Annotated in this window: 16 protein-coding genes; 4 read left to right on the top strand and 12 right to left on the bottom strand. The window is 74.2% G+C overall.

Translation table 11 applies throughout. The annotated features are described in order from the left end of the window. A partial coding sequence (locus AB0G16_RS31995) for a ferredoxin (protein ID WP_362813504.1) occupies positions 1 to 263 on the top strand: 263 nt, incomplete at its 5' end. Between the two features lie 101 nt (positions 264 to 364). Continuing rightward, positions 365 to 1,969, top strand: coding sequence for an FAD-binding oxidoreductase (locus AB0G16_RS31990; protein ID WP_362813501.1), 1,605 nt, complete (start codon positions 365 to 367; stop codon positions 1,967 to 1,969). A 117-nt stretch (positions 1,970 to 2,086) separates the two neighbouring features. On the opposite strand, the gene AB0G16_RS31985 is transcribed toward AB0G16_RS31990, so the two are convergent. From AB0G16_RS31985 to AB0G16_RS31960, 6 genes are all read right to left on the bottom strand, one after another. Further along, positions 2,087 to 4,045 carry an acetoacetate--CoA ligase gene (locus AB0G16_RS31985; RefSeq protein ID WP_362813498.1) on the bottom strand — a complete coding sequence of 653 codons (1,959 nt, stop codon included), beginning with the start codon at positions 4,043 to 4,045 and terminating at the stop codon, positions 2,087 to 2,089. A 110-nt stretch (positions 4,046 to 4,155) separates the two neighbouring features. Next, positions 4,156 to 4,890 carry a haloacid dehalogenase-like hydrolase gene (locus AB0G16_RS31980; RefSeq protein WP_362813510.1) on the bottom strand — a complete coding sequence of 245 codons (735 nt, stop codon included), beginning with the start codon at positions 4,888 to 4,890 and terminating at the stop codon, positions 4,156 to 4,158. A gap of 226 nt (positions 4,891 to 5,116) precedes the next feature. After that, a complete protein-coding gene (locus AB0G16_RS31975; protein WP_362813496.1) occupies positions 5,117 to 5,737 on the bottom strand; it encodes an HAD hydrolase-like protein in 621 nt (206 codons plus the stop codon). A gap of 72 nt (positions 5,738 to 5,809) precedes the next feature. Next, the gene (locus AB0G16_RS31970; RefSeq protein WP_362813493.1) at positions 5,810 to 6,316 is read right to left on the bottom strand and encodes a hypothetical protein; all 507 of its coding nucleotides are present in this window, start codon (positions 6,314 to 6,316) and stop codon (positions 5,810 to 5,812) included. Positions 6,317 to 6,488: 172 nt separating this feature from the next. Then, positions 6,489 to 7,133, bottom strand: coding sequence for an HAD family phosphatase (locus AB0G16_RS31965; protein WP_362813490.1), 645 nt, complete (start codon positions 7,131 to 7,133; stop codon positions 6,489 to 6,491). Between the two features lie 788 nt (positions 7,134 to 7,921). Beyond that, on the bottom strand, positions 7,922 to 9,433 hold the full coding sequence (locus tag AB0G16_RS31960) for a hypothetical protein (protein ID WP_362813487.1): 1,512 nt from the start codon (positions 9,431 to 9,433) through the stop codon (positions 7,922 to 7,924). A gap of 143 nt (positions 9,434 to 9,576) precedes the next feature. On the opposite strand from AB0G16_RS31960, the gene AB0G16_RS31955 reads away from it, so the two are divergent. Continuing rightward, a complete protein-coding gene (locus AB0G16_RS31955) occupies positions 9,577 to 14,139 on the top strand; it encodes an HAD-IC family P-type ATPase (protein ID WP_362813484.1) in 4,563 nt (1,520 codons plus the stop codon). Between the two features lie 66 nt (positions 14,140 to 14,205). Then, positions 14,206 to 14,349, top strand: a complete 144-nt coding sequence (locus AB0G16_RS31950; RefSeq protein ID WP_362813481.1) for a hypothetical protein — start codon at positions 14,206 to 14,208, stop codon at positions 14,347 to 14,349. Between the two features lie 94 nt (positions 14,350 to 14,443). Here AB0G16_RS31950 and AB0G16_RS31945 read toward each other — a convergent pair whose 3' ends face one another. From AB0G16_RS31945 to AB0G16_RS31920, 6 genes are all read right to left on the bottom strand, one after another. Then, positions 14,444 to 15,793, bottom strand: a complete 1,350-nt coding sequence (locus AB0G16_RS31945; protein WP_362813478.1) for a glycoside hydrolase family 3 protein — start codon at positions 15,791 to 15,793, stop codon at positions 14,444 to 14,446. Positions 15,794 to 15,895: 102 nt separating this feature from the next. Further along, the gene (ptsP, locus tag AB0G16_RS31940; RefSeq protein ID WP_362813476.1) at positions 15,896 to 17,578 is read right to left on the bottom strand and encodes a phosphoenolpyruvate--protein phosphotransferase; all 1,683 of its coding nucleotides are present in this window, start codon (positions 17,576 to 17,578) and stop codon (positions 15,896 to 15,898) included. After that, the gene (locus tag AB0G16_RS31935) at positions 17,575 to 17,832 is read right to left on the bottom strand and encodes an HPr family phosphocarrier protein (RefSeq protein WP_362813474.1); all 258 of its coding nucleotides are present in this window, start codon (positions 17,830 to 17,832) and stop codon (positions 17,575 to 17,577) included. The genes ptsP and AB0G16_RS31935 overlap by 4 nt, the downstream gene beginning before the upstream one ends. 61 nt (positions 17,833 to 17,893) lie before the next feature. Then, positions 17,894 to 18,712 carry an HAD family phosphatase gene (locus tag AB0G16_RS31930; protein ID WP_362813472.1) on the bottom strand — a complete coding sequence of 273 codons (819 nt, stop codon included), beginning with the start codon at positions 18,710 to 18,712 and terminating at the stop codon, positions 17,894 to 17,896. Positions 18,713 to 18,796: 84 nt separating this feature from the next. Then, positions 18,797 to 19,252, bottom strand: a complete 456-nt coding sequence (locus AB0G16_RS31925) for a PTS glucose transporter subunit IIA (protein WP_362813470.1) — start codon at positions 19,250 to 19,252, stop codon at positions 18,797 to 18,799. A gap of 43 nt (positions 19,253 to 19,295) precedes the next feature. Beyond that, positions 19,296 to 19,532, bottom strand: a complete 237-nt coding sequence (locus AB0G16_RS31920) for a PTS glucose/sucrose transporter subunit IIB (RefSeq protein WP_362813464.1) — start codon at positions 19,530 to 19,532, stop codon at positions 19,296 to 19,298. Positions 19,533 to 19,650 lie beyond the last annotated feature (118 nt).

The raw sequence follows: 19,650 nt of genomic DNA, 5'->3' as shown, positions 1-19,650 counted from the left end.
ACGGCACCTGCGGGCGCCCGGTGCACGGCGTGCTCCCGCTGCCGCCGCAGGAGAACGAGCCGGAGGTGAGACTGACCGTGGACTGGACCCGCTGCCAGGGCCACGGCCTGTGCGCCCGGCTCGCCCCCGACCTGGTCCACCTCGACGAGCACGGCTACCCGGTGTTCGGCCTCGACACCGTGCCCGCCCAGTTCCGGCGGATGGCACGCCGGGCCGTCGAGATGTGCCCGGCCCTCGCGCTGCGCGTGGCCCAGGGGGTGTGAACGGCTCCCCGTCCGGTGAACGGTGACGCGAATGTGACCAACCGGATCGGCGGATCGGTCGTCCTATTCAGCAGTCGACACGAACCCTCGGGGAGAACGACATGCGGAACCCTCCGGACAGGCGGGCATTCCTCCGGACCGGCGGCCTGGCCGCCCTCGCGTTCGGCACGGCACTCGGCGCCCCGGGCACCCCCGCCCTGGGCGCCGCCGGCGCGTCCGGGCGGGACGCCGCCGGTGCGGGCGGCGGGGCCGGTACCGCCGGGCGGGACACCGCGGGCGCGTCCGGGCGAGGTGCCGCCGCCGGTGCGACCGGGCGGGCGGCGGCGGGCGCGCCGCGGCCCGCCGACTGGCGGGCGCTGGCCGAAGGGCTGGAGGGATCGCTCGTCCGGCCGGGCGACGCCGCGTACGACGGGGCGCGGCGGCTGTTCAACCCCGCCTTCGACGCGGTACGGCCCGCGGGCGTGGCCTACTGCGCCGACCCGTCCGACGTCGCCGAGTGCGTCGGTTTCGCCCGCCGGCTGGGCGTGCCGCTGGCCGTACGGTCCGGCGGGCACTCCTACGCCGGCTGGTCCACCGGGACCGGCCTGGTCCTGGACGTGTCGCGGATGAGCACGGTGCGCCACGCCTCCGGGCGCGCCACCGTCGGGGCGGGCGCCAGGCTCGTCGACGTCTACGACAGGCTCGCCGCGGGCGGGGTGAGCATCCCGGCGGGGACCTGCGCCACGGTCGGGGTGAGCGGGCTGGCCCTGGGCGGCGGGATCGGGGTCGTCTCCAGGAGGTACGGCCTGACCTGCGACGTGATGGAGTCGGTCCGGGTCGTCACGGCCGACGGGCGGCTGCTGACCTGCGACGCCGACCGTCACCCCGACCTGTACTGGGCCTCGCGTGGCGGCGGGGGCGGCAACCTCGGGGTGGCCGTCTCCTTCGAGTTCCGCACCCACCCGGCCCGCGAGGTCACCGTGTTCTTCCTGCACTGGCCGTGGTCGAGGGCGGTCAGGACGCTGCGCGCCTGGCAGGCGTGGGCGCCCTCGGCGCCGGACGCGATGTGGTCGGGCATGCACCTCAGCCGCGACGGCGGCACGGACGTGCAGGTCGTCGGGCTCTACCTGGGCGGCAGGGCCGGCTGCGAGCGGCTCCTCGACCGGCTGGCCGACGCGGCCGGCCCACCGTCGTCCAGCCACGTCCGCCGGACCTCCTACCGGCAGGCCATGCTGACCATGGCGGGCTGCGGCTCGCTCTCGGTCGGCCAGTGCCACCTGGGCGGGTCCCTTCCCGGGCAGACCCGGGGCGGGCGGCTGTCGCGGGACAGGTTCTCGGCCACGTCGCACATGGCCTACCGGCCGCTGTCGGAGGCCGGGGCCAGGACGCTGGTCGCCCAGGTCGCCCGCGCCGGCGAGCACACCGTGCTGCTGGACGCCCTGGGCGGCGCCGTCGCCCGGGTCCGCCCCGACGCCACGGCCTTCCCGCACCGGGCCGCCCTCTACAGCGTGCAGTACTACGCCCACCGCGCCGGGGCCGCGACCTGGACCAGGACCGCGCGCGCGGCGATGCGACCCCACTTCGGCGACCACGCCTACGTCAACTACGTCGACGCGGGCCTTGCGGGCTGGCGCTCGGCCTACTACGGGCCGAACGCCGCCCGCCTGGCCCGCGTCAAGGCGGCCTACGACCCGGGCCGCCTGTTCCGCCTGCCCCAGGGAATCTGACCGGCGTCCCGCGGCCGGGCGCCCGGGCTTCTGCGCGGTTCCCGGGTGTCCGGATGTCAGGCGCGGTTCCCGGGGCCCGGGTTCGAGGCGTGGTCGGCGGGTGTCAGTCGGCGGGTGTCAGTCGCCGGACGGCAGGAAGTGCGACAGCACCTCGGGGTTGGCCATGGCGTCGAGGTTCGCGGCCTTCTCCGGGGGGACGCCCAGGAGGATCTTGCGAACGGGCACCTCCAGCTTCTTGCCGCTGAGGGTGCGCGGGATGCCGGGAACCTCGACGATCTCGTTCGGCACGTGGCGGGGGGAGAGCGCCTCCCGCAGCTCCCCGCGCAGCCGGGCGACGAGGTCGTCGCCCAGGACGGCGCCCTCGACCATGGTCACGTACAGCAGCAGGCGCCCCTCCTGGCCGAGCTGCCCCGTGTCGATCACCAGGCTGTCGGCGATCTCCTCGAAGCGCTCCACCACGCGGTAGAACTCGCTGGTGCCCATCCGCACGCCGCCCCGGTTCAGGGTCGAGTCGGAACGGCCGTAGATGACGCAGCTCCCGTCGGGGAGGATCTTGATCCAGTCGCCGTGCCGCCAGACGCCGGGATACTCGGAGAAGTAGCTGTCCCGGTAGCGCGACCCGTCGGGGTCGTTCCAGAACATCACCGGCATCGACGGCATCGGCAGGGTCAGCACCAGCTCGCCGACCTCGCCGATCACCGCCTCGCCGGACGGGTCGAAGGCCTCGACCCTGGCCCCCAGGCAGCGGCAGGGGATCACGCCCGCCCGTACCGGGAGCAGCGGGACGGGGCCCACGAAACCGGTGCACACGTCGGTGCCCCCGGAGAAGGAGCCGAGCGGGACGTCGGGGAGCGTGTCGTGCACCCAGGCGAAACCCTCGGGCGGCAGCGGCGAACCGGTGGAACCGAGGCCCCGCAGCCGCTCCAGGCCCGACGGCTTCAGACCGGCCTTCATGGACGCGATCAGGTACGGGGCTCCCGTGCCGAAGTAGGTGACCCCCTCCTCGGCGGCCAGCCGCCAGAGCGCGTCGGTGCCGGGGTGGGTCGCCGAGCCGTCGTAGAGCACCACCGTCGACCCGACCAGCAGGCCGCCGACGAGGTAGTTCCACATCATCCAGCCGGTGGTGGTGTACCAGAAGAAGACGTCGTCCTCGCCCAGGTCCTGGTGGAAGGAGAGCGCCTTGAGGTGTTCGAGCACCACGCCGCCGTGGCCGTGCACGATCGGCTTGGGCAGCCCGGTGGTGCCCGAGGAGTAGACGATCCACAGGGGGTGCGCGAACGGCACGGGCTCGAAGTCGAGCGGCGCCTCGACCGCTCGCAACGCGGCCCAGTCCAGGGCGCGTACCCCGGCTCCTCCGGTTTCCCGGGAGCCCGGGGAGTCCGGGGAGGCCGGGGAGCCCGCGGGGACGCGTACCCGCGCCACCAGGGTCGGCAGTCTGCCGGCGATGTCGTCCACGACGGCGCTCCGGTCGAAGTGCCTGCCGTTGTAGTCGTAGCCGTCGACCGCGAGCAGCACCTTGGGCTCGATCTGGGTGAAGCGGTCGATCACGCTGGGCGCGCCGAAGTCGGGCGAGCAGGAGGACCAGACGGCTCCCAGCGAGGCGGTCGCCAGGAAGGCGACCAACGCCTCGGGGATGTTCGGCAGGTAGGCCGCGACCCGGTCACCCCGGCCGACGCCCAGCGCGACCAGGCCCGCGCGGACCCGCGCCACCTCCTCGGCCAGCTCGCCCAGGGTGAGCTCCCGCCGCCCGCCCGCCTCGTCGCGGAAGACCACCGCGAGCCGCTCCGGTTCGGCGGCGGCCCTGCGCAGCGCGTTGGCCGCGTAGTTCAGCGTCGACCCGCCGAACCACTCGGTCCCGGGCATCTCCCCCGAGACGACCGGTCCTTCGGCGCGCTCTCCCACGACCTTGAAGTAGTCCCAGATCGACGTCCAGAACTGGGCCGGGGCGTCCACCGACCACAGCCAGAGAGCCTCGTAGTCGGGACTCCTGCCCAGCCACCGCGCGTAGCGGGTGATCCTGGCGTCCCTCACGACCTCCGGGGAGGGCTCCCAGAGCAGCGCACCTTCCTCAACCATGCCCCCCATCCTCTCGACGCCCCACCCGAATGTCATCCCCGGGGTCCACACAGCATGTCCCCCGAGCGTGTGGAGGCTCCACGTACGAGGTCCCGGCGGGCCGGCGGGGGTCAGCGGCTCGCGGGGAAGCGGCCGGCACCTCGGACCGGCGAGGTGAGGCCGGCGACGGCGGCGACGACCTCGGAGGGGTTGGAGAGGTCGGGCAGCACCACGTCGGCCCCGGCCTCGTGCAGCTCCGCCGGGAGGGACCTGCCCGAGGCCACGCCGATCATCGAGGCCCCGGCGATCCTGGCCGCCTGGACGTCCCTGGCCGAGTCGCCGATCAGCACGGTGTTGCGCCCGTCGAAGACCGTCCCGTGCCTGCGGCCGGCCCGCCCCTGCGCGACCTGCAACAGGGTGGCCTTGGGGTAGACCTCCTCGCCGTAACCACCGATCTCGATGTCGACGTACTTGTCCAGGCCGAACGCGGCCAGCTTGTGCGCGGCATTGCTCTTGATCGTTCCGGTGAGCACCGACTGCACCACCCCGTCCAGCCTGGCCACCGCCTTGAGCGCGTCACGCGCCCCGGTCATCATCCGCCCCTCCTTGGCCAGGCGTTTGCGCCTTGCCCCGAAGGAGGCGGCCAGCGCGTCGAGGAACCTGGGGAGGTGCTCGTCCTCGGCGACGATCCCGTTGATGGCGAGCATCTCGAAGACGATCTCCGAGTCCGGGCGGCCGTTGGCCTGGGTCAGCTTGACCAGGGGGCGCCCGGTGACGGCGCGGAACGCCTCCGCGTACGCCTCACGGGTGACGATGGAGACGTCCACCAGGGTGAGGTCGATGTTCCAGAGAACGAGGCGGTCGATCGGGGGCCTCCCGGAATGGGTGCGGATGCCCAGCGTACGGCCAGGGGCGGCCGGCGACCGCCTCCGATGCCGAAAGCACCTTGTTTCAGGATGTCTCCCGACACCGGGCGGTACCTCGCGGTTCCCCGGACCCGGACGGGACCGGACGGGACCGGACCGGCGGCACGGCAGGTCACGGGCCGGGACGAGCCGGGCCCGACCGGGGCTCACGGACCGGGCCGGGGTGTCAGGCGTGGTTCAGGGCGTCCGTGAGGGTGTCGACCACCGGCACCCCGCACGCCATCAGGTCGGCCCTGCTGGTCATGCCGCCGGTGTAGAGCACCGCCCGCGCGCCGACGTGCTGGGCGGCGTGCGCGTCGTCCAGGCTGTCGCCGATCACCAGGACGTCGGCCGGGTCGATGCCGAGCGCGACGAGGTGGGCCGCCATCCACTCGGCCTTGTGCCCCCCGGGGACACCGCGCAGGCCGTCGATCCGGGTGAAGTGGTGGTCGATGCCGAGTTCGGTGATCTTGGGCACCAGCCGGTCGTGCTCCCACATGGACAGCAGCGACTGCCGGCCGCCCGTGGCCTTCCACGCCTCCAGGGTGGAGAGCGCGTCGTCGGCCAGCCCGCACTCCAGCATCAGGCGGTGGTAGCTCTCGTGGAAGCCGAGGTCCAGGGCCTCCCACTCGCCCTCGCGGAGGGGACGGCCGAGCATGCGCTCGTAGGCGGCCCAGATCGGGCGCGTGTAGACGGCACGGAAGCGGTCGGCGTCGTAGGAGCCCAGCCCGTACGGCTCGAACACCGCGTTCGTGGCACCGACGACGGCGTCGATGTCATGAAAAAGCGTGCCATTCCAATCCCACACGATGTGTCTCATATGCCTCCAAGGATAGCCAAAACCGCCATCGAGAGAAGGGGCCGCCGTGGCCGGAGGAGGTCAGCCGATCAGGTCGGGGATCTCCTGGGTGGCGTACCACAGGAGCTCGTTGGCCTCGGCGCCGTCAACGGTGAACCGGGCGTCGTCGTCGCCGCGGTCGGCGGCGGGCAGCGCCGCGATGGCGGCCTCGACGTCCTTGACCGCCTCCGGCTCGTCCACGTGAACGGCCGCGACCCGCGCCAGCGGGACCGCCGCGGCGAGCCGTACCCGGGCACGCTCCTCCAGGTCCGCACCCGCGGCGACGTCACCGTCGGGTACGTCCACGGCCACGACGACCCTTCTCGCGGCGACCTCCACCCCGTCCGCGCGGTCGGCCGCCAGCATCCGCAGCGAGGCCCTGGCCGCCTCGGTCAGGGCCACGTACTCCAGTTCCTCGGTGTCACCCGAGACGTACCACTCGATCAGCGCGGGGGTCACCGCGTAACCGGTCAGCGGACCCGGGCCGAGCTCCCCCGCACCGGCCACGCGGGCCAGCGCCGGGAGCGTACACGGCAGGTAGACGCGCATCCATGCCTCGATCTGTCTCTCCCACGTCGGCGCCGGTTCGGCGCCGATTCATCCATCGAGTGTGCCAGTACCGGCGACCCGCGGTGGCACCCCCCGCCCGAAGCTGACCCCCCGCGCGCGGGCGAGGCGCGGGGGGCGGGGCCGGTTCGGCGCAGGGGGCGGCGGGACCGGCTCAGCGCAGCGGGATCCGGAGCAGGCGCTCCAGCTCGGCGATGGTCAGGTCGGGGTCGCGGTGGTGCACGCCGACGATGCCGAGCTCGCGGGCCGCCTCGATGTTGGCCTGGACGTCGTCGACGAACACGCACTCCTCCCCCGCCAGGCCGATCCTGCCGAGGGCGTGCTCGAAGATCCTCGGCTCGGGCTTGCGCATGCCGACCTCGCCGGAGATGACCACCTCGTCGAAGACGTCGTCCCAGCCCTCACGGGGGTACTCGTTCGCCCACGAGTTGGAGAGCAGGCAGGTCCGCAGCCCGGCGGCGCGGGCCTCGCGGAGCATCTCGTACATCGGCTCGACCCGGTGGAAGCGGGCGAACATCCGGGACAGCAGTCCCTCGGCCTCCGGCGGCACGCCGTCCGTGGTGACCAGCCGCGAGGCCAGGTGCCGTTCGAAGTCCAGCCCGGACATCTCCCCGCGCTCCAGGGCGTGGATCGCGTTCTCCTCGCTCTCCGAGCCCTCGTACGCGTGCGACACCAGCTCGATCATCACCTGCCGGTAGTGGTCCGCGTCGAGCCTCTCCTCGACGATCCACTCCGCGACCGCCTCGGAAAGACCGACGGTGAGCACGCCACCCCAGTCGATCAGCACGCCCTTGAACATCTGCCCTCCTCGATGGAACGGGTTTCAGGGTAAGTGTGTCCGGCGGACGACCGGAGCGCGGGGACGGCTCACACCTCGCACGGCCCCGGCTCCCGTCCCGTCACGGCCCCCGTCGTCCTCCGATTCCCGCGGCGTCCCGTTCCCGCGGCGTCCCGTTCCCGCACCGCGCCGCTTCCGTCCCGCTCCTGCTCCGACTCCGGCTCCTGCTCGGTCGCGTCGCCGTCACGTCACCGTCGCGCACACGCCCCCCGGACGGGTCGTCCCCGGCCCGATCCCACGCACCGTGACACGTCGCGGCGACGTCCGCCCGTGCGGCGGCGTGCCATCGCGAGTTCAAGCCGTATCTCTCCCCGAACGACACAAGAACCGCTCCATTGACCGGAGATTCATCCCCTAACATCCGATTCCAGGCCTAGTGCGAGTTTCGCTGCTCTAATCCGAGGAAGATTATGAGAATGGCACTCATGCCATATAACCGCACGTAGAAGGCGTGATCAACCTCCTGCGGGCTCCATCCGCACCTTCCCTCGGTTCCCATGAGGAGGGATCATGGCAGTAACTCAGACGAGCCGCTCGCGCGCCCGTACGGCGTCCAGACCGGCCGCATCAGCCACGAATGCAACGACGGACCGGAAGCGCGACGGCAACTCGCTAACGCTCAATCTTCCGATGCTGAGCGTGCAGCTCCGGCCCCCGAACGTCCGTATGCCACATGTCGACATGCAGGGGGCGAGTCAGGCCACTGACACCGCCAAATCGTTCCTCCCTCCGGCTGAACGCATCGCCTACTACGGGGGGCTCGGCGCCCTCGCGGTGGTGGGACTCATCGAGTGGCCGGTGGCGGCCGCCATCGGGGTGGGGACGCTGATCGCCCAGCGCGCACGGGGAAGGGGCCGGTCGTCCGGCGCCTCCCGTACCGGGAGCTCCACCGGCTCGGCCTCGCGGAGCGCGAGCCCGATGTCCGCGCTGACCGGCTCCGACGACACGGGGTCCGCGTCCCGTACGGGAGGTTCCGCCTCCCGCACCGGCACCGCACGATCCGGCACCGCACGGTCCGGCGGCACGGCGTCCCGGGCCTCGCGACCCTCGGCGTCCCGCACGGCGAGCGGTGCCTCACGCACCGGCGGCACCACGTCCCGTACGGCGAGCACCGGCTCACGCACGAGCGGTTCGGCGTCCCGTGCGACGGGGTCCGCCTCTCGTACGGCCGGCTCCACCTCCCGGGCGACGGGAGCGGCCTCCCGCACCGGCGGCACCACCTCCCGGACGGCGGGTTCCGCCTCGGGCGGCCGGAGCACCACCTCACGCGCGACCGGCACCGCCTCCCGCGCGAGAAGCGGTACGGCCAAGACCACGGGGACCGCCTCCCGGACCGGGAGTTCCACCTCCCGTAGCCGGAGCACGGCCTCACGCCCCGCGAGCACCACCTCGCGGACCCGCACCGCCACATCCCGCACGACGGGCACGACCGGCGGTACGCCCAGGACCAGGACGTCCACCACCCGCGCCGCGGGCACCACCTCACGCGCGACCGGCACGACGTCCAGGACCAGGACACCGGCCACCCGTGCCGCGAGCACCACCTCACGGACCAGGACGCCCACCACCCGCGCCGCGGGCACCACCTCGCGGACCCGCACCGCCACAGCCCGCACGACGGGCACGACGGGCGGCACGTCCAGGACCAGGACGCCCGCGTCACGTACGGCGAGCGCCGCGTCCAGGACCACCAGCCCCGCCTCCCGTAGCCGGAGCGCCTCCTCCCGTACGGCGGCCTCGGCCACCGGAGGGACGAGACCGGCGTCGCGGGCGGCGGGCTCCACGTCGCGGAGCAGGACCACCACGTCGCGTGCCACGGGCTCCACCGCACGCGCCGGGGGATCGGCGTCACGTACGACGGGCGGCACGTCCAGGTCCACCGGGCCCGCCTCGCGCACCGCGAGCACCACGTCCCGGACCGCGCGGACCACCCCGTCGAGGTCCGCGTCCGGTGCCGGGAGCGGCACGGCTCGGACCTCGGCGGCCACGTCGCGGTCCACCGGCACGTCCCGGGCGGCGGCGTCCACCTCGCGGGCCGCCAAGCCCGCGTCGCGTGCCAGGAAGCCCGCGTCGCGGACCGCCAAGCCCGCCGCGCGCACCACGAAACCGGCGTCCAGGGCCTCGGCGTCCACCAAGCGGACCGGAACCGCGTCCCGGACGGCCGCCTCGCGCGGAACGGCCACGTCCCGGAGGGCCACGTCACGGACGACGGCCTCCCGGGCCAGGGCGTCCACCTCGCGGTCAAGGGGCTCGGCCAGCAAGAGCGCGTCCGGGTGATCAAGTGATGGGGCCGATCGGGCCGCGCGCGACCTCGGCCTGATCGGCCTCGTCATCTCGTCCACCGGAGTTCTGAATGTTCATGCCCCGCCTGCTCTCACCTCCTGCCCACACCCTTTGGGGCGTCATGCCCGAAGCGATCCGCGGCCTGCTGCCGCGGTCCCGTGGCAGGGTGGTCCGTCCCGACGGGCTCCACGTTGAGCTGCGGACGATCGGTGGTCCGGGCAGCGAGGGGAGGGCGCGGCGGCTGGAGAACGCGCTGCTACGGCTGGAGGGGATCTGCCGCGCGGAGGTGAACGGCGCCCTCGGCTCCGTCTTCGTGGGATGCGACCCCGGCTCGATCGACGTGGAGAAGGTGATCGAACTGGTCGAGGCGTTCGACGGCGATGACACCGACGACGAGGACGCCACCGACACCAATACCGACGACACCGACGACACCGACGAGATCGCGGACGACGACACCGACGACGAGCCGGAATCCGATGACGACCCGGAGTCCGCGAGGGACCCGTTGGCGGGGCCCGCCACCCTCGTCTCCATGATCGCGGAGCATCACGCCGCCAAGCTGGTGGAGCGCCACGCCCGGGCCGGCGTCCGGCTCGGTGCGACCCTGTTCGGGGCGGGCCTGGCGATCGCCGGCCGAACCGTGCGCGCACCGTCCCTGCCCCCGATCGTCCCGGCGCTGCTGAACCTGGCCGAGTCCACCCCGAAGGTCCGCTCCGAGCTGGAACGCCGCCTGGGTGTCTCGACCACGTTCGATCTGCTCGTGACGGCGAACATCGTCACCCACACGCTGGCGCTGCGCCCGCTGGGCATGCTCATCCAGTCGGCCATCGCCGCCGGGAACTACCTGGAGGCGCGTGACACGCGCCGGTCGTGGGAGGCGCGCGAGAGCGACCTGGGATCCGCGGACGGCTCCTACCGTCACATCCGGGCCCCTCGCAGGCCGCGCCCCGCCCCCCTGAAGCACAGCCCGGTGGAGCGGTTCGAGCGGGCCGCGAGCCCGGCCGCGGTGGGGATCTCCGGCCTGACGCAGCTCCTCGGCCGCGACCGGCGACGGACCGTCGCCATGCTCACCGCGACGACGCCCAGGGCCGCCAAGCAGGGCCGGGAGTCCTTCGCGTCCGCGACCGCCCGCGCCCTGGCCGGACGCGGGGCGATCGTGCTCGACGCCCGCGCCCTGCGCCACATGGACGGCATCGACACGGTCGTCCTGGACGCCGGCGTGCTCTGTACGGGCTCCTGGGAGATCGACCGTGTCGTCCTCCTGGGCGACGAGGCGAACACGGCGGACAGGACGGACGAGAAGGACGGGACGGACACGCCGGCCGGGACGGGAGAGGGAGACGGAGGCGATCCGGAGGACACCGGCGGGCTGCACGCCCGGCTGTACTCCCTGCTCGACCTCACCGACCCGGGCGCGCGGCGGGAACGCGACGGGTGGACGGCCGAGCCGGTCGAGGGTCCGGCCGTGCTCGTCGCGCCGGAGGCCGCGGGCTGGGAGGTGGGGGGCCTGCGGGCCGTCCGCGTGTGCAGGCGTGGCGTCCCCGTCGCCCTCGTCGGCGTGGCCCCCGGGGTGGACCCGCTGGCGGAGGCGATCGTCACCGCGGCCACGGCCGGGGGCACGTGCTCCGTGCTGCTGGCCGGCGGCGGCCCCGAGCTGGGCGCGCGGCTCGGGGTGGAGGAGTCCGTACCCGGAGGTTCCCGGCTGGCCCGGTCGGTCCGCGCGCTCCAGGCCCAGGGACACGGCGTCGCCGTGGTGTCGGCCCGGCGGATGGCCGCCCTGGCCCAGGCCGACCTGGGGATCGGCGTGTCGGGCCGGTCGCGCCGTACGCCCTGGGACTCGGACGTGATCGCCGACCTGGAGGAGGCGCACCTGCTGCTGAGCTGCCTGGCGCCGGCCAGGAGGACGAGCGAGCGGGCCGTGTGGCTCACCACCGCGGGGAACGCGATCGGCGGGGCGCTGACCGCGTTCGGGCCCGCGGCGCAGGCGCTGGGCAAGGCCCAGCTCGTGAGCGACTTCACCGCGATCGCGGTCATCGGCACGGCCGAGTGGGCGGGCTGGCGCGCCGGCCGGGAGGCTCCCCCGGTCCGCAACGACCGGACTCCCTGGCACGCGATGCGGGTGGAGGACGTGTTCTCGCTGCTGAGGTCCACGCCCGGCGGCATCACCGAGGACGAGGCCGCCCTCCGCAGGACCTCGGCGAGATCGCAGAGGACGCAGGGCCCGCCCTCCCTGCTCCGCGCGTCCCTGGAGGAACTGGCCAACCCGCTGACGCCGGTCCTGGCGGCCGGGGCCGGCCTGTCCGCCATGGTCGGCTCGGTCTCCGACTCGGTGATGATCGCCACGGTGGTGGCCGCCAACGCGCTCATCGGAGGGGGCCAGCGCTTCAGCGCCGACCGGGCGCTGAGCCGGTTGACCGAGGCGGTCGCGACCCCGGTACGGGTGAGGCGCCCCCACCGGCCCGTGAGCACCACCGTCGACGGTCTCGTACCGGGCGACGTGATCGAGTTGCGCGCGGGCGACACCGTGCCGGCCGACTGCCGCGTGTTCAGGGCGACGAACCTGGAGATGGACGAGTCGGCCCTGACCGGCGAGTCCCAGCTCGTCCCCAAGTCGCCCGCGCCGGTCGGCGCGCCCGCCGTCGCCGACCGGAGCTCGATGGTCTACGAGGGGACGACGGTGGCCGCCGGCGTCGGGCTGGCCGTGGTGGTCGCGGCCGGCGAGTCCACCGAGGCGGCCAGGACCGCCAGGCTCACCGAGAAGCGGCCCCCCGCCTCGGGCGTGCAGCTACGGCTGCGGGAGCTGAGCCGGCGCATCCTCCCGGTCGCGCTGGGGTCGGGGGTGATCCTGCTGGTCGCCGACCTGATGCGCGGCAGGTCGCTGCCCGCGGCGCTGGCGCCCGCGGTGAGCCTCGCGGTCGCCGCCGTACCGGAGGGGCTGCCGTTCGTCGCCTCGGTCGCGGAGCTCGCCGCCGCGCGGCGGCTGTCGACCCGCAACACCCTGGTGCCCAACCCCTCCACGATCGAGGCCCTCGGCCGGGTGAACGTGCTCTGCTTCGACAAGACCGGCACCCTCACCGAGGGACGCATCAGCCTGCGGTGCGTCTCGGACGGCCAGGACGAACGCCTGGTCGAGGCGCTCACGCCCGAGCTGAGGCGGGTCGTGGCGGCGGGACTGCGGGCCGGTCCCCGGCACGACGACGGACGGCCCGTCCCGCACCCCACCGACCGCGCCGTGCTGAACGGGGCCGAGCGGCTGGGCGTGACCCCCGAGGAGGGCGGCGGGCGCTGGGAACGGGTCGACGAGCTCCCCTTCGAGCCGGGACGCGGCTACCACGCCGTGCTCGGCACGGGAGGCGCGGGACCGCTGCTCAGCGTCAAGGGTGCTCCGGAGATCGTGGTCACCCGCTGCACGAGCGTGCTGCGCGACGGCCGGGTGGTCCCGCTCACCGACGTCGTCGAGGCGGAGCTGCACAAGGAGCTCGACCAGCTCGCCCGCCAGGGCTACCGCGTGCTCGCGGTCGCCGAACGCGCCGCCTCCGACCGCCGCGACCTCGACGAGTCCCGCATCCAGGACCTGTGCTTCCTGGGCTTCCTGGGGATGGCCGACCCGGTGCGGCCCACGGCGGCCGAGAGCGTCGGCCGCCTGACGCGGGCGGGCGTGCGCATCGTGATGATCACGGGCGACCATCCCAGCACCGCGGAGGCGATCGCCGCCGAGCTGAACGTGCTGAACGGCGGGCGGATCATGACCGGTCCCGACCTGGACGCCCTGGACGACGACACGCTCGTGGAGGCGCTGCCCGACGTGACGGTCTTCGCCAGGACCACCCCGGCCCACAAGGCCCGGATCGTCGAGTGCCTGCGCCGGGCCGGCAAGGTCGTGGCGGTCACCGGTGACGGCGCCAACGACGCCCCCGCGATCCGGGGCGCGGACGTGGGGATCGCCCTCGGGTCCCGCGCCACCCCGGCGGCACGGTCGGCGGCCGACATCGTGGTGACCGACGACCGCATCGAGACGATCGTGGACGCGATCATCGAGGGCAGGGCCATGTGGAGCTCGGTGCGCGACGCGCTGAGCATCCTGCTCGGCGGCAACATCGGCGAGATCGTCTTCGCGGTCGGGTCCAGCCTGATCAGCGGCGCCAACGTGCTGAACACCCGCCAGCTCCTCCTGGTCAACCTGCTCACCGACATGCTGCCCGCGATGGCGGTCGCCGCCCGTCCCCCGGCGGCGACCAGCCCCGAGAGGCTGCTCCAGGAGGGGCCGGAGGCCTCTCTGGGCGCCTCGCTGACCCGTGACATCCAGCTGCGGGCCGTCACCACGGCGAGCGCGGCCGGCGCGGCCTGGGCGATCGGCAGGCTGACCGGTACGCGCGGCAGGGCGGACACGATGGGCCTGGTCGCGCTGGTGGCGACGCAGCTGCTCCAGACGCTGGTCATGGGCAGCCGGGACCGCATGGTGGTGCTGGCCTCACTGGTCTCCCTGGCCGTACTGGGCCTGACCGTCTCGGTGCCGGGCCTGTGCCGGTTCTTCGGCTGCCACTTCCTGGGCCCGGCGGGGTGGGCCGTCGCCCTCGGCAGCGCCGCCGCCACCACGGCCGCGGCGGTGGCGTTCCAGGCGGTCACCCAGGGAGCCGCCCAGGAGGCGTCACCGAACGTTCACCGAACAGCAACCTCCTGATAGGTGACTTAGCGACGTTTGGTATGAATTATCGCCTTAAGCGTTCCTTCTCCCTGTGAGGCTAATATGTCCGGATTCCTCTCCACCGTGCTCGCCAAGGCGGTCGTGATGCTGCTGGAAGCCCTTCTCACGCGCATCGTCCAGTCGCTCGTCGTCTCGCTCTCCAGGACGGGAAACTTCGGCAGGACCGGCAACCTCGGCCTCGCCTGATCCGGCACGCGGCCTCCGGGAACCGGCCCGGCCATCGGGCGCGGGGCGCCCGGCACAGGGCGCCTGACCTCGGACGTGCGGCACCGGGCCGCGTTCAGCGCGCCTTCGCGGTGATCAGCCTGGCGACCTTGAGGTGCTCGGCCGAGCGCAGGACCCGCTCGGCCCTGGCCGGATCGGCGACCGGCGCCCTCTCCAGCAGGCCGCGGGCCGCCTTCAGCTTCAACAGGCGCCGGACCGACTGGTCGAGCCGCGCCTTGGAGATCTTCCCGGACCGTACGGCGGACAGCACCGCGCGGTGGGCCTCGTCGTAGTCCGGCGGCATCAGCAACAGGTCCACCCCCGCCTGGATCGCCCGCACCGCGACCTGCCCGTCCCCGTACCTCTTCCGCACGCCCTCCATGTCCAGCGCGTCGGTCGAGACGACCCCGTCGAAGCCGAGCTTCTCGCGCAGCAGGCCGGTCAGGATCGGCCTGGAGAGCGTGGCCGGGTCGCCGGAGGGGTCGAGCCGGGGCATGACGACGTGCGCCGTCATGATCGCGTCGACGTCCCTGCCGATGGCGGCGGCGAACGGCGGGGCGTCCAGCCTGCCCCACTGCGCGCGGGAGTGCTTGATCACCGGCAGGCCGGTGTGGCTGTCGACGCTCGTGTCGCCGTGGCCGGGGAAGTGCTTGGCCGTGGCCGCGATCCCGGCGTCGTGGAACCCCCGGACCGCCGCGGCCACCATCGGCGCCACCTTCTTCGGGTCCGAGCCGTACGCGCGCGGGCCGATCACCGGGTTGCGCGGGTTGATGTTGACGTCGGCCACGGGGGCGAAGTCGAGGTTGATCCCCAGGGCGCGCATCTCCGTGCCGGTCACCTCGGCCGCCCGGCGGGCCAGCGAGGCGTCCCCGGTGGAACCGATCACCGAGGCGCCCGGCATGTCGGTGACCAGCGGGGCGAGCCGGGAGACCTTGCCGTTCTCCTGGTCGGCGGCGATCAGCAGCGGGATCTCCGGTGACGCCTTCTGCAGCCCGTTGGTCAGCGCCACCACCTGGCGGACGCTCTTGATGTTGCCCGCCCACGGGAACAGGATCACCCCGCCGGGACGATGGCGGGCGACGACCTTCGCCGGGGTGCCCGCGCCGAACCTCGCCTGGTTCTCGCCCGAGACGGTGTCGGCCGCCTGGCCGTACAGCACGGGCATGAAGAGCTGGCCGACCTTCTCCTCCACGTTCATCGAGGCGAGCACCGCCTCCACACCCCGGCCCGCCGGGGCCGCCGGGGCCGGGGAGGCCGCTGGGCTCTCCGCGCCGCCCCCCGTACGGGCCGGTCCGGCCGGGGTGGCTCCCGCGGGGGCCTCACCCGGCGCGGCGCCGGGCGCGGGCGGGGCCGTCCTCGCCGAGCCGGCGCACCCGGCCGCCATCGCCGCCGTCGCCGCCGTCGCGGCGATCACCGTCACACGCATCCACCGAAGCATGACGCCTACGCTATCCGTGCGGACGCCCCGGCGCCCGCACGGCTGACCCTCCCGCGACCCGCCCGGCGCCCTCCCCGGGCGCGCCCGTTCTCAGAGGGCGAGATCCGCCAGGCCCGGCAGGTGGGAACGGGCCGCGGCGCGCGCGTCCCCGGGAGAGGTCGCGGCCCGCGCGGCGCCGGCCGCGAGCACGCACTGATCCCGGGTGTGTCGCGAGAGCGCCGCCCGCACGGCGGGCAGCGCGGGTGCCGACATCGACAGCGAGGTGACCCCCAGCCCGACGAGCACACAGGCGAGCGCCGGGTCCGCCGCGGCCTCGCCGCACACCCCGCACGGCCTGCCGCGTTCGGCCGCGCCCTGTGCGGCGAGGCCGACCAGGTCGAGCACGGCGGGCTGCCAGGCGTCCTGGAGCCCGGTCAGCGCGCCGAGCTGCCGGTCGGCGGCGAGCGCGTACTGGGTCAGGTCGTTGGTGCCGACCGAGAGGAAGCCCGCGTGCAGGGCCAGGTCGGAGGCGCGCAGCGCCGCGGCGGGCACCTCGATCATCACGCCCGCCGACGGCAGCCCGGCCGCGTCGCAGGCGGCGGCGAACCAGGCGGCCTCCTCGGCGGTCGCCACCATCGGCGCCATCACCTGCAGCCTGCCCGCCGAGCGCGCCGCCGCTGCCGCCAGGGCCGCGAGCTGCGTGGCCATGATGTCCGGGTGTGTCCGGAACAACCTGACCCCGCGCTCCCCCAGCGCCGGGTTGGGCTCGTGCGCCCCCGCCGGCAGGAACACCAGGGGCTTGTCGGCGCCCGCGTCGAGTGTCCGCACGATCACCCTGCCGCCCGGGAAGGCGTCCAGCACCTCCCGGTAGGCCTCCTCCTGCTCGGCCGCCGACGGCGCCTCGGCCCGGTCCAGGAAGAGGAACTCGGTCCGGTAGAGGCCGACCCCCTCGGCCCCGTGCTCCAGGGCCGCGGCCACGTCGCGCGGCCCGCCGATGTTGGCGAGCAGCGGCACGGCGTGCCCGTCGGCGGTCGTCCCCGGGCCGCTCACGGCGGCCAGCACGGCCTGCCGCGCGGCGCCGGCGTCACGCGCGGCCAGCACCTCCTCGCCGGAGGGCGCGGGCCGCACCAGGCCGGAGGCTCCGTCCACCAGCACCTCGGTGCCCGGGAGGATCGAGGTCGCACCGGGGCAGGCGACCACGGCCGGCACCCCCATGGCGCGGGCGAGGATCGCGGTGTGGCTGGTGGGCCCGCCCTGCTCGGTGACGAAGGCCGCCACCACGTCCGGTGACAGCAGCGCCGTGTCCGCGGGCGCCAGGTCCCTGGCGACCAGGACGTACGGCTCCCCGCCCCCGGCGGGCACCTCGGGGAGGGGCCGGCCCTCGATCACCGCGACGGCCCGGTCCCTGACGTCGTCCAGGTCGGCGACGCGCGCGGCGAGGTACCCGCCCGAGGCGGCGAGCACCTCCCGGTAGCGGCCGAACGTCTCGTGGACCGCGCGGGCCGCGGCGGTGCCCGCCTCGACCAGCTCGGCCACCCCGGCGGCCAGACCGGGATCGCGGGCCATCATGGCCTGGGCCTCCAGGATCCCCGCGGCCTCACCGGCGGCCCTGGCGCCGCGCTCCTCCAGGTCGGCCGCGACGTGCTCCAGCGCCCGGACGGCCCTGGCCAGCTCGGCGGCGGCGTCCCCGTCGTGACGGGCCCCCGCCTCCGGGACGGGTGCCTCGTACGCGAGCACGTAGGCGGGGCCGAGACCGACCCCGGGGCTCACGCCCACCCCCGTCAGCACGCTCACGGCGCCGACGCGATCCCGGCCAGCGCGTCGAGGAGCTCGTCCGCGCCCTCGCCCTCGGCCCTGATCACCACCGTGTCGCCCTCCCTGACGTCCAGGGAGAGCACCGACAGGATGCTCTTGGCGTTCACCGGCGGGCCGGAGCCCTTGGCGATGGTGACGTCCAGGGACGCCTTCGACGCCGTCTGCACGAACGTCGCGGCGGGCCGGGCGTGCAGGCCGACCTCCGACTTCACGGTGACTTGGCGCTCGGCCACGTGTTCCTCCTGTGGTTCGGCCGCGCGGTCCAGACCGCGCGGATCGTCTGTCGTGCCGGAGTCAGGTCGAGGGGGGCCAGGCGACCCCCGTCAGGTCCGCGACCACGAGGTCGGCCGCGGCCAGCTCCGTGCCCGCGTGGGTCGTCGCTATGCCCACGCAGGCCATCCCGGCCGCCTTGGCCGCCGCGATCCCGGCGATTGAATCCTCAAACACCACACAGTCTGCCGGATCGACCGACAGGCGTGAGGCGGCGAGCAGGAACCCCTCGGGGTCGGGCTTGCCCACGGTCACGTCCAGGGCGGACACCAGCGTGTCCAGCAGGTCACGGACGCCGATCCGCGTCAGCCGCTCCTCGGCCCAGTCGCGGCCGGCGGAGGTGACGACCGCGATCGGCGAGCCGTGGGCGGCGACGGCGTGGATCAACTCGGCCGCCCCGGGAACCGGCACGATGTCGGGCAGGCCGGGATGGTCCTTGAAGGAGAGGACCTCGACGATCAGGTCCTCGATCTCCCTGCCGGGGAAGAGGTCGGCCCGCTCGGCCAGCACGTCGCGGCCCCGCCGCCCCATGAACGCGCGCAGCACGGCCTCGTCGTGGCTCACCCCGTGCCGGTCGAGCAGCATCGACCACATGGCCATGCTCCGCCGCTCGCTGTTGATCAGCGTGCCGTCCAGGTCGAAGAGCGCCGCCTTCACGGGCGTCCCCGGGACGCTCCTGGCCCTCGCGCCCTCCTCTGTTCCCGCGGCTCCCGCGGCTCCCGCGGTTTCTGCGGCCCGCGCGGTTCCCGTGGTGTTCGCGGTCCCCGCGGTTCCCGTGCCCTGCGCGGTTCCCGTGCCCTGCGTGGTTCCCGCGGTCTTCGCGGCCGGTGTGACCGGTTCCATGATTGAGCCCACCTTCCCGGCGTCGTCCGTCCTCGGCGCCGTCCCCGTTCCAGCATCCTCGCCGACCCGGCGGGCCGCGACCCCTCAGGCGGGGTCATCCCACTCGAAGAGGTCGTCCCCCGCCGTCACCGCGCCCGCCACGAGGCCGGAGACCGTGCCCGCGGCGGCGTCCAGCGCCACGACCGGGCAGATCGGGTGCCGTCCGCTCGCCTCGACCCCGGCCGGGTCCCACGCCACGACCGGCTGGCCCGCGCTCACCCGGTCGCCCTCGACGGCCAGCGGCTCGAACCCCTCGCCCCTGAGCTGGACCGTGTCGATGCCCAGGTGGACGAGGACCCCCCGGCCGTCGTCGCCGACGACGACGAAGGCGTGCGGGTGCAGCTTGACGATGGTGCCCGCGATGGGGGCGACCGCCGTGCCGGAGGCCCTGTCGGGTTCGATCGCCATGCCGGGACCGACCAGGCCTTCGGAGAAGACCGGGTCGGGCACCGCGCCGAGCCTGACGGCCACCCCCGTGACCGGTGCCAGAACCGTGGTCACCGCACTCCCCTCGGCACGCCCACCGCCCGCGAGGACGGTCCCGTCAGCCGATGATGTCCTCGATGTCGCCGGCGATCGTGTCGGCCTCGGGCCCCACCACCACCTGGACGACGTTGCCCGCGGCCATGACGCCGTGCGCCCCGGCCGCCCGCAGGGCCGCCCGGTCGACCTTGGAGGCGTCGCGCACCTCCGTGCGCAGCCGGGTGATGCACGGTTCGATCTCGATGATGTTGCCCGCACCACCGAGTCCGGCGATGATCGCGTCGGCGTCGACCGCCATGTCGCCCTCCAATTGTGATCACCCTGCTCCCGGGCCATGACCAGGCTAGAGGAGGCGTTCCCGTCGTCGGGACGTCAACCGGCATCCGCCGACATCCCTTGATGTCAACCGATGTCAC

This window comes from Streptosporangium sp. NPDC023615 (assembly GCF_040640155.1).
In the GTDB taxonomy this organism is placed as follows: domain Bacteria; phylum Actinomycetota; class Actinomycetes; order Streptosporangiales; family Streptosporangiaceae; genus Streptosporangium.
Note: the sequence above shows the minus strand (reverse complement) of the source record. Positions and strands in the feature narration are given on the sequence as shown.

What these genes read in the sequence shown, in the direction of transcription:
- AB0G16_RS31920 (WP_362813464.1), bottom strand. Translation starts at nt 19,532, where the DNA reads ATGGCGGTCGACGCCGACGCGATCATCGCCGGACTCGGTGGTGCGGGC.
- AB0G16_RS31965 (WP_362813490.1), bottom strand. Translation starts at nt 7,133, where the DNA reads ATGTTCAAGGGCGTGCTGATCGACTGGGGTGGCGTGCTCACCGTCGGT.
- AB0G16_RS31970 (WP_362813493.1), bottom strand. Translation starts at nt 6,316, where the DNA reads ATGCGCGTCTACCTGCCGTGTACGCTCCCGGCGCTGGCCCGCGTGGCC.
- AB0G16_RS31955 (WP_362813484.1), top strand. Translation starts at nt 9,577, where the DNA reads ATGCCCGAAGCGATCCGCGGCCTGCTGCCGCGGTCCCGTGGCAGGGTG.
- AB0G16_RS31950 (WP_362813481.1), top strand. Translation starts at nt 14,206, where the DNA reads ATGTCCGGATTCCTCTCCACCGTGCTCGCCAAGGCGGTCGTGATGCTG.
- AB0G16_RS31985 (WP_362813498.1), bottom strand. Translation starts at nt 4,045, where the DNA reads ATGGTTGAGGAAGGTGCGCTGCTCTGGGAGCCCTCCCCGGAGGTCGTG.
- AB0G16_RS31990 (WP_362813501.1), top strand. Translation starts at nt 365, where the DNA reads ATGCGGAACCCTCCGGACAGGCGGGCATTCCTCCGGACCGGCGGCCTG.
- AB0G16_RS31945 (WP_362813478.1), bottom strand. Translation starts at nt 15,793, where the DNA reads ATGCGTGTGACGGTGATCGCCGCGACGGCGGCGACGGCGGCGATGGCG.
- AB0G16_RS31930 (WP_362813472.1), bottom strand. Translation starts at nt 18,712, where the DNA reads ATGGAACCGGTCACACCGGCCGCGAAGACCGCGGGAACCACGCAGGGC.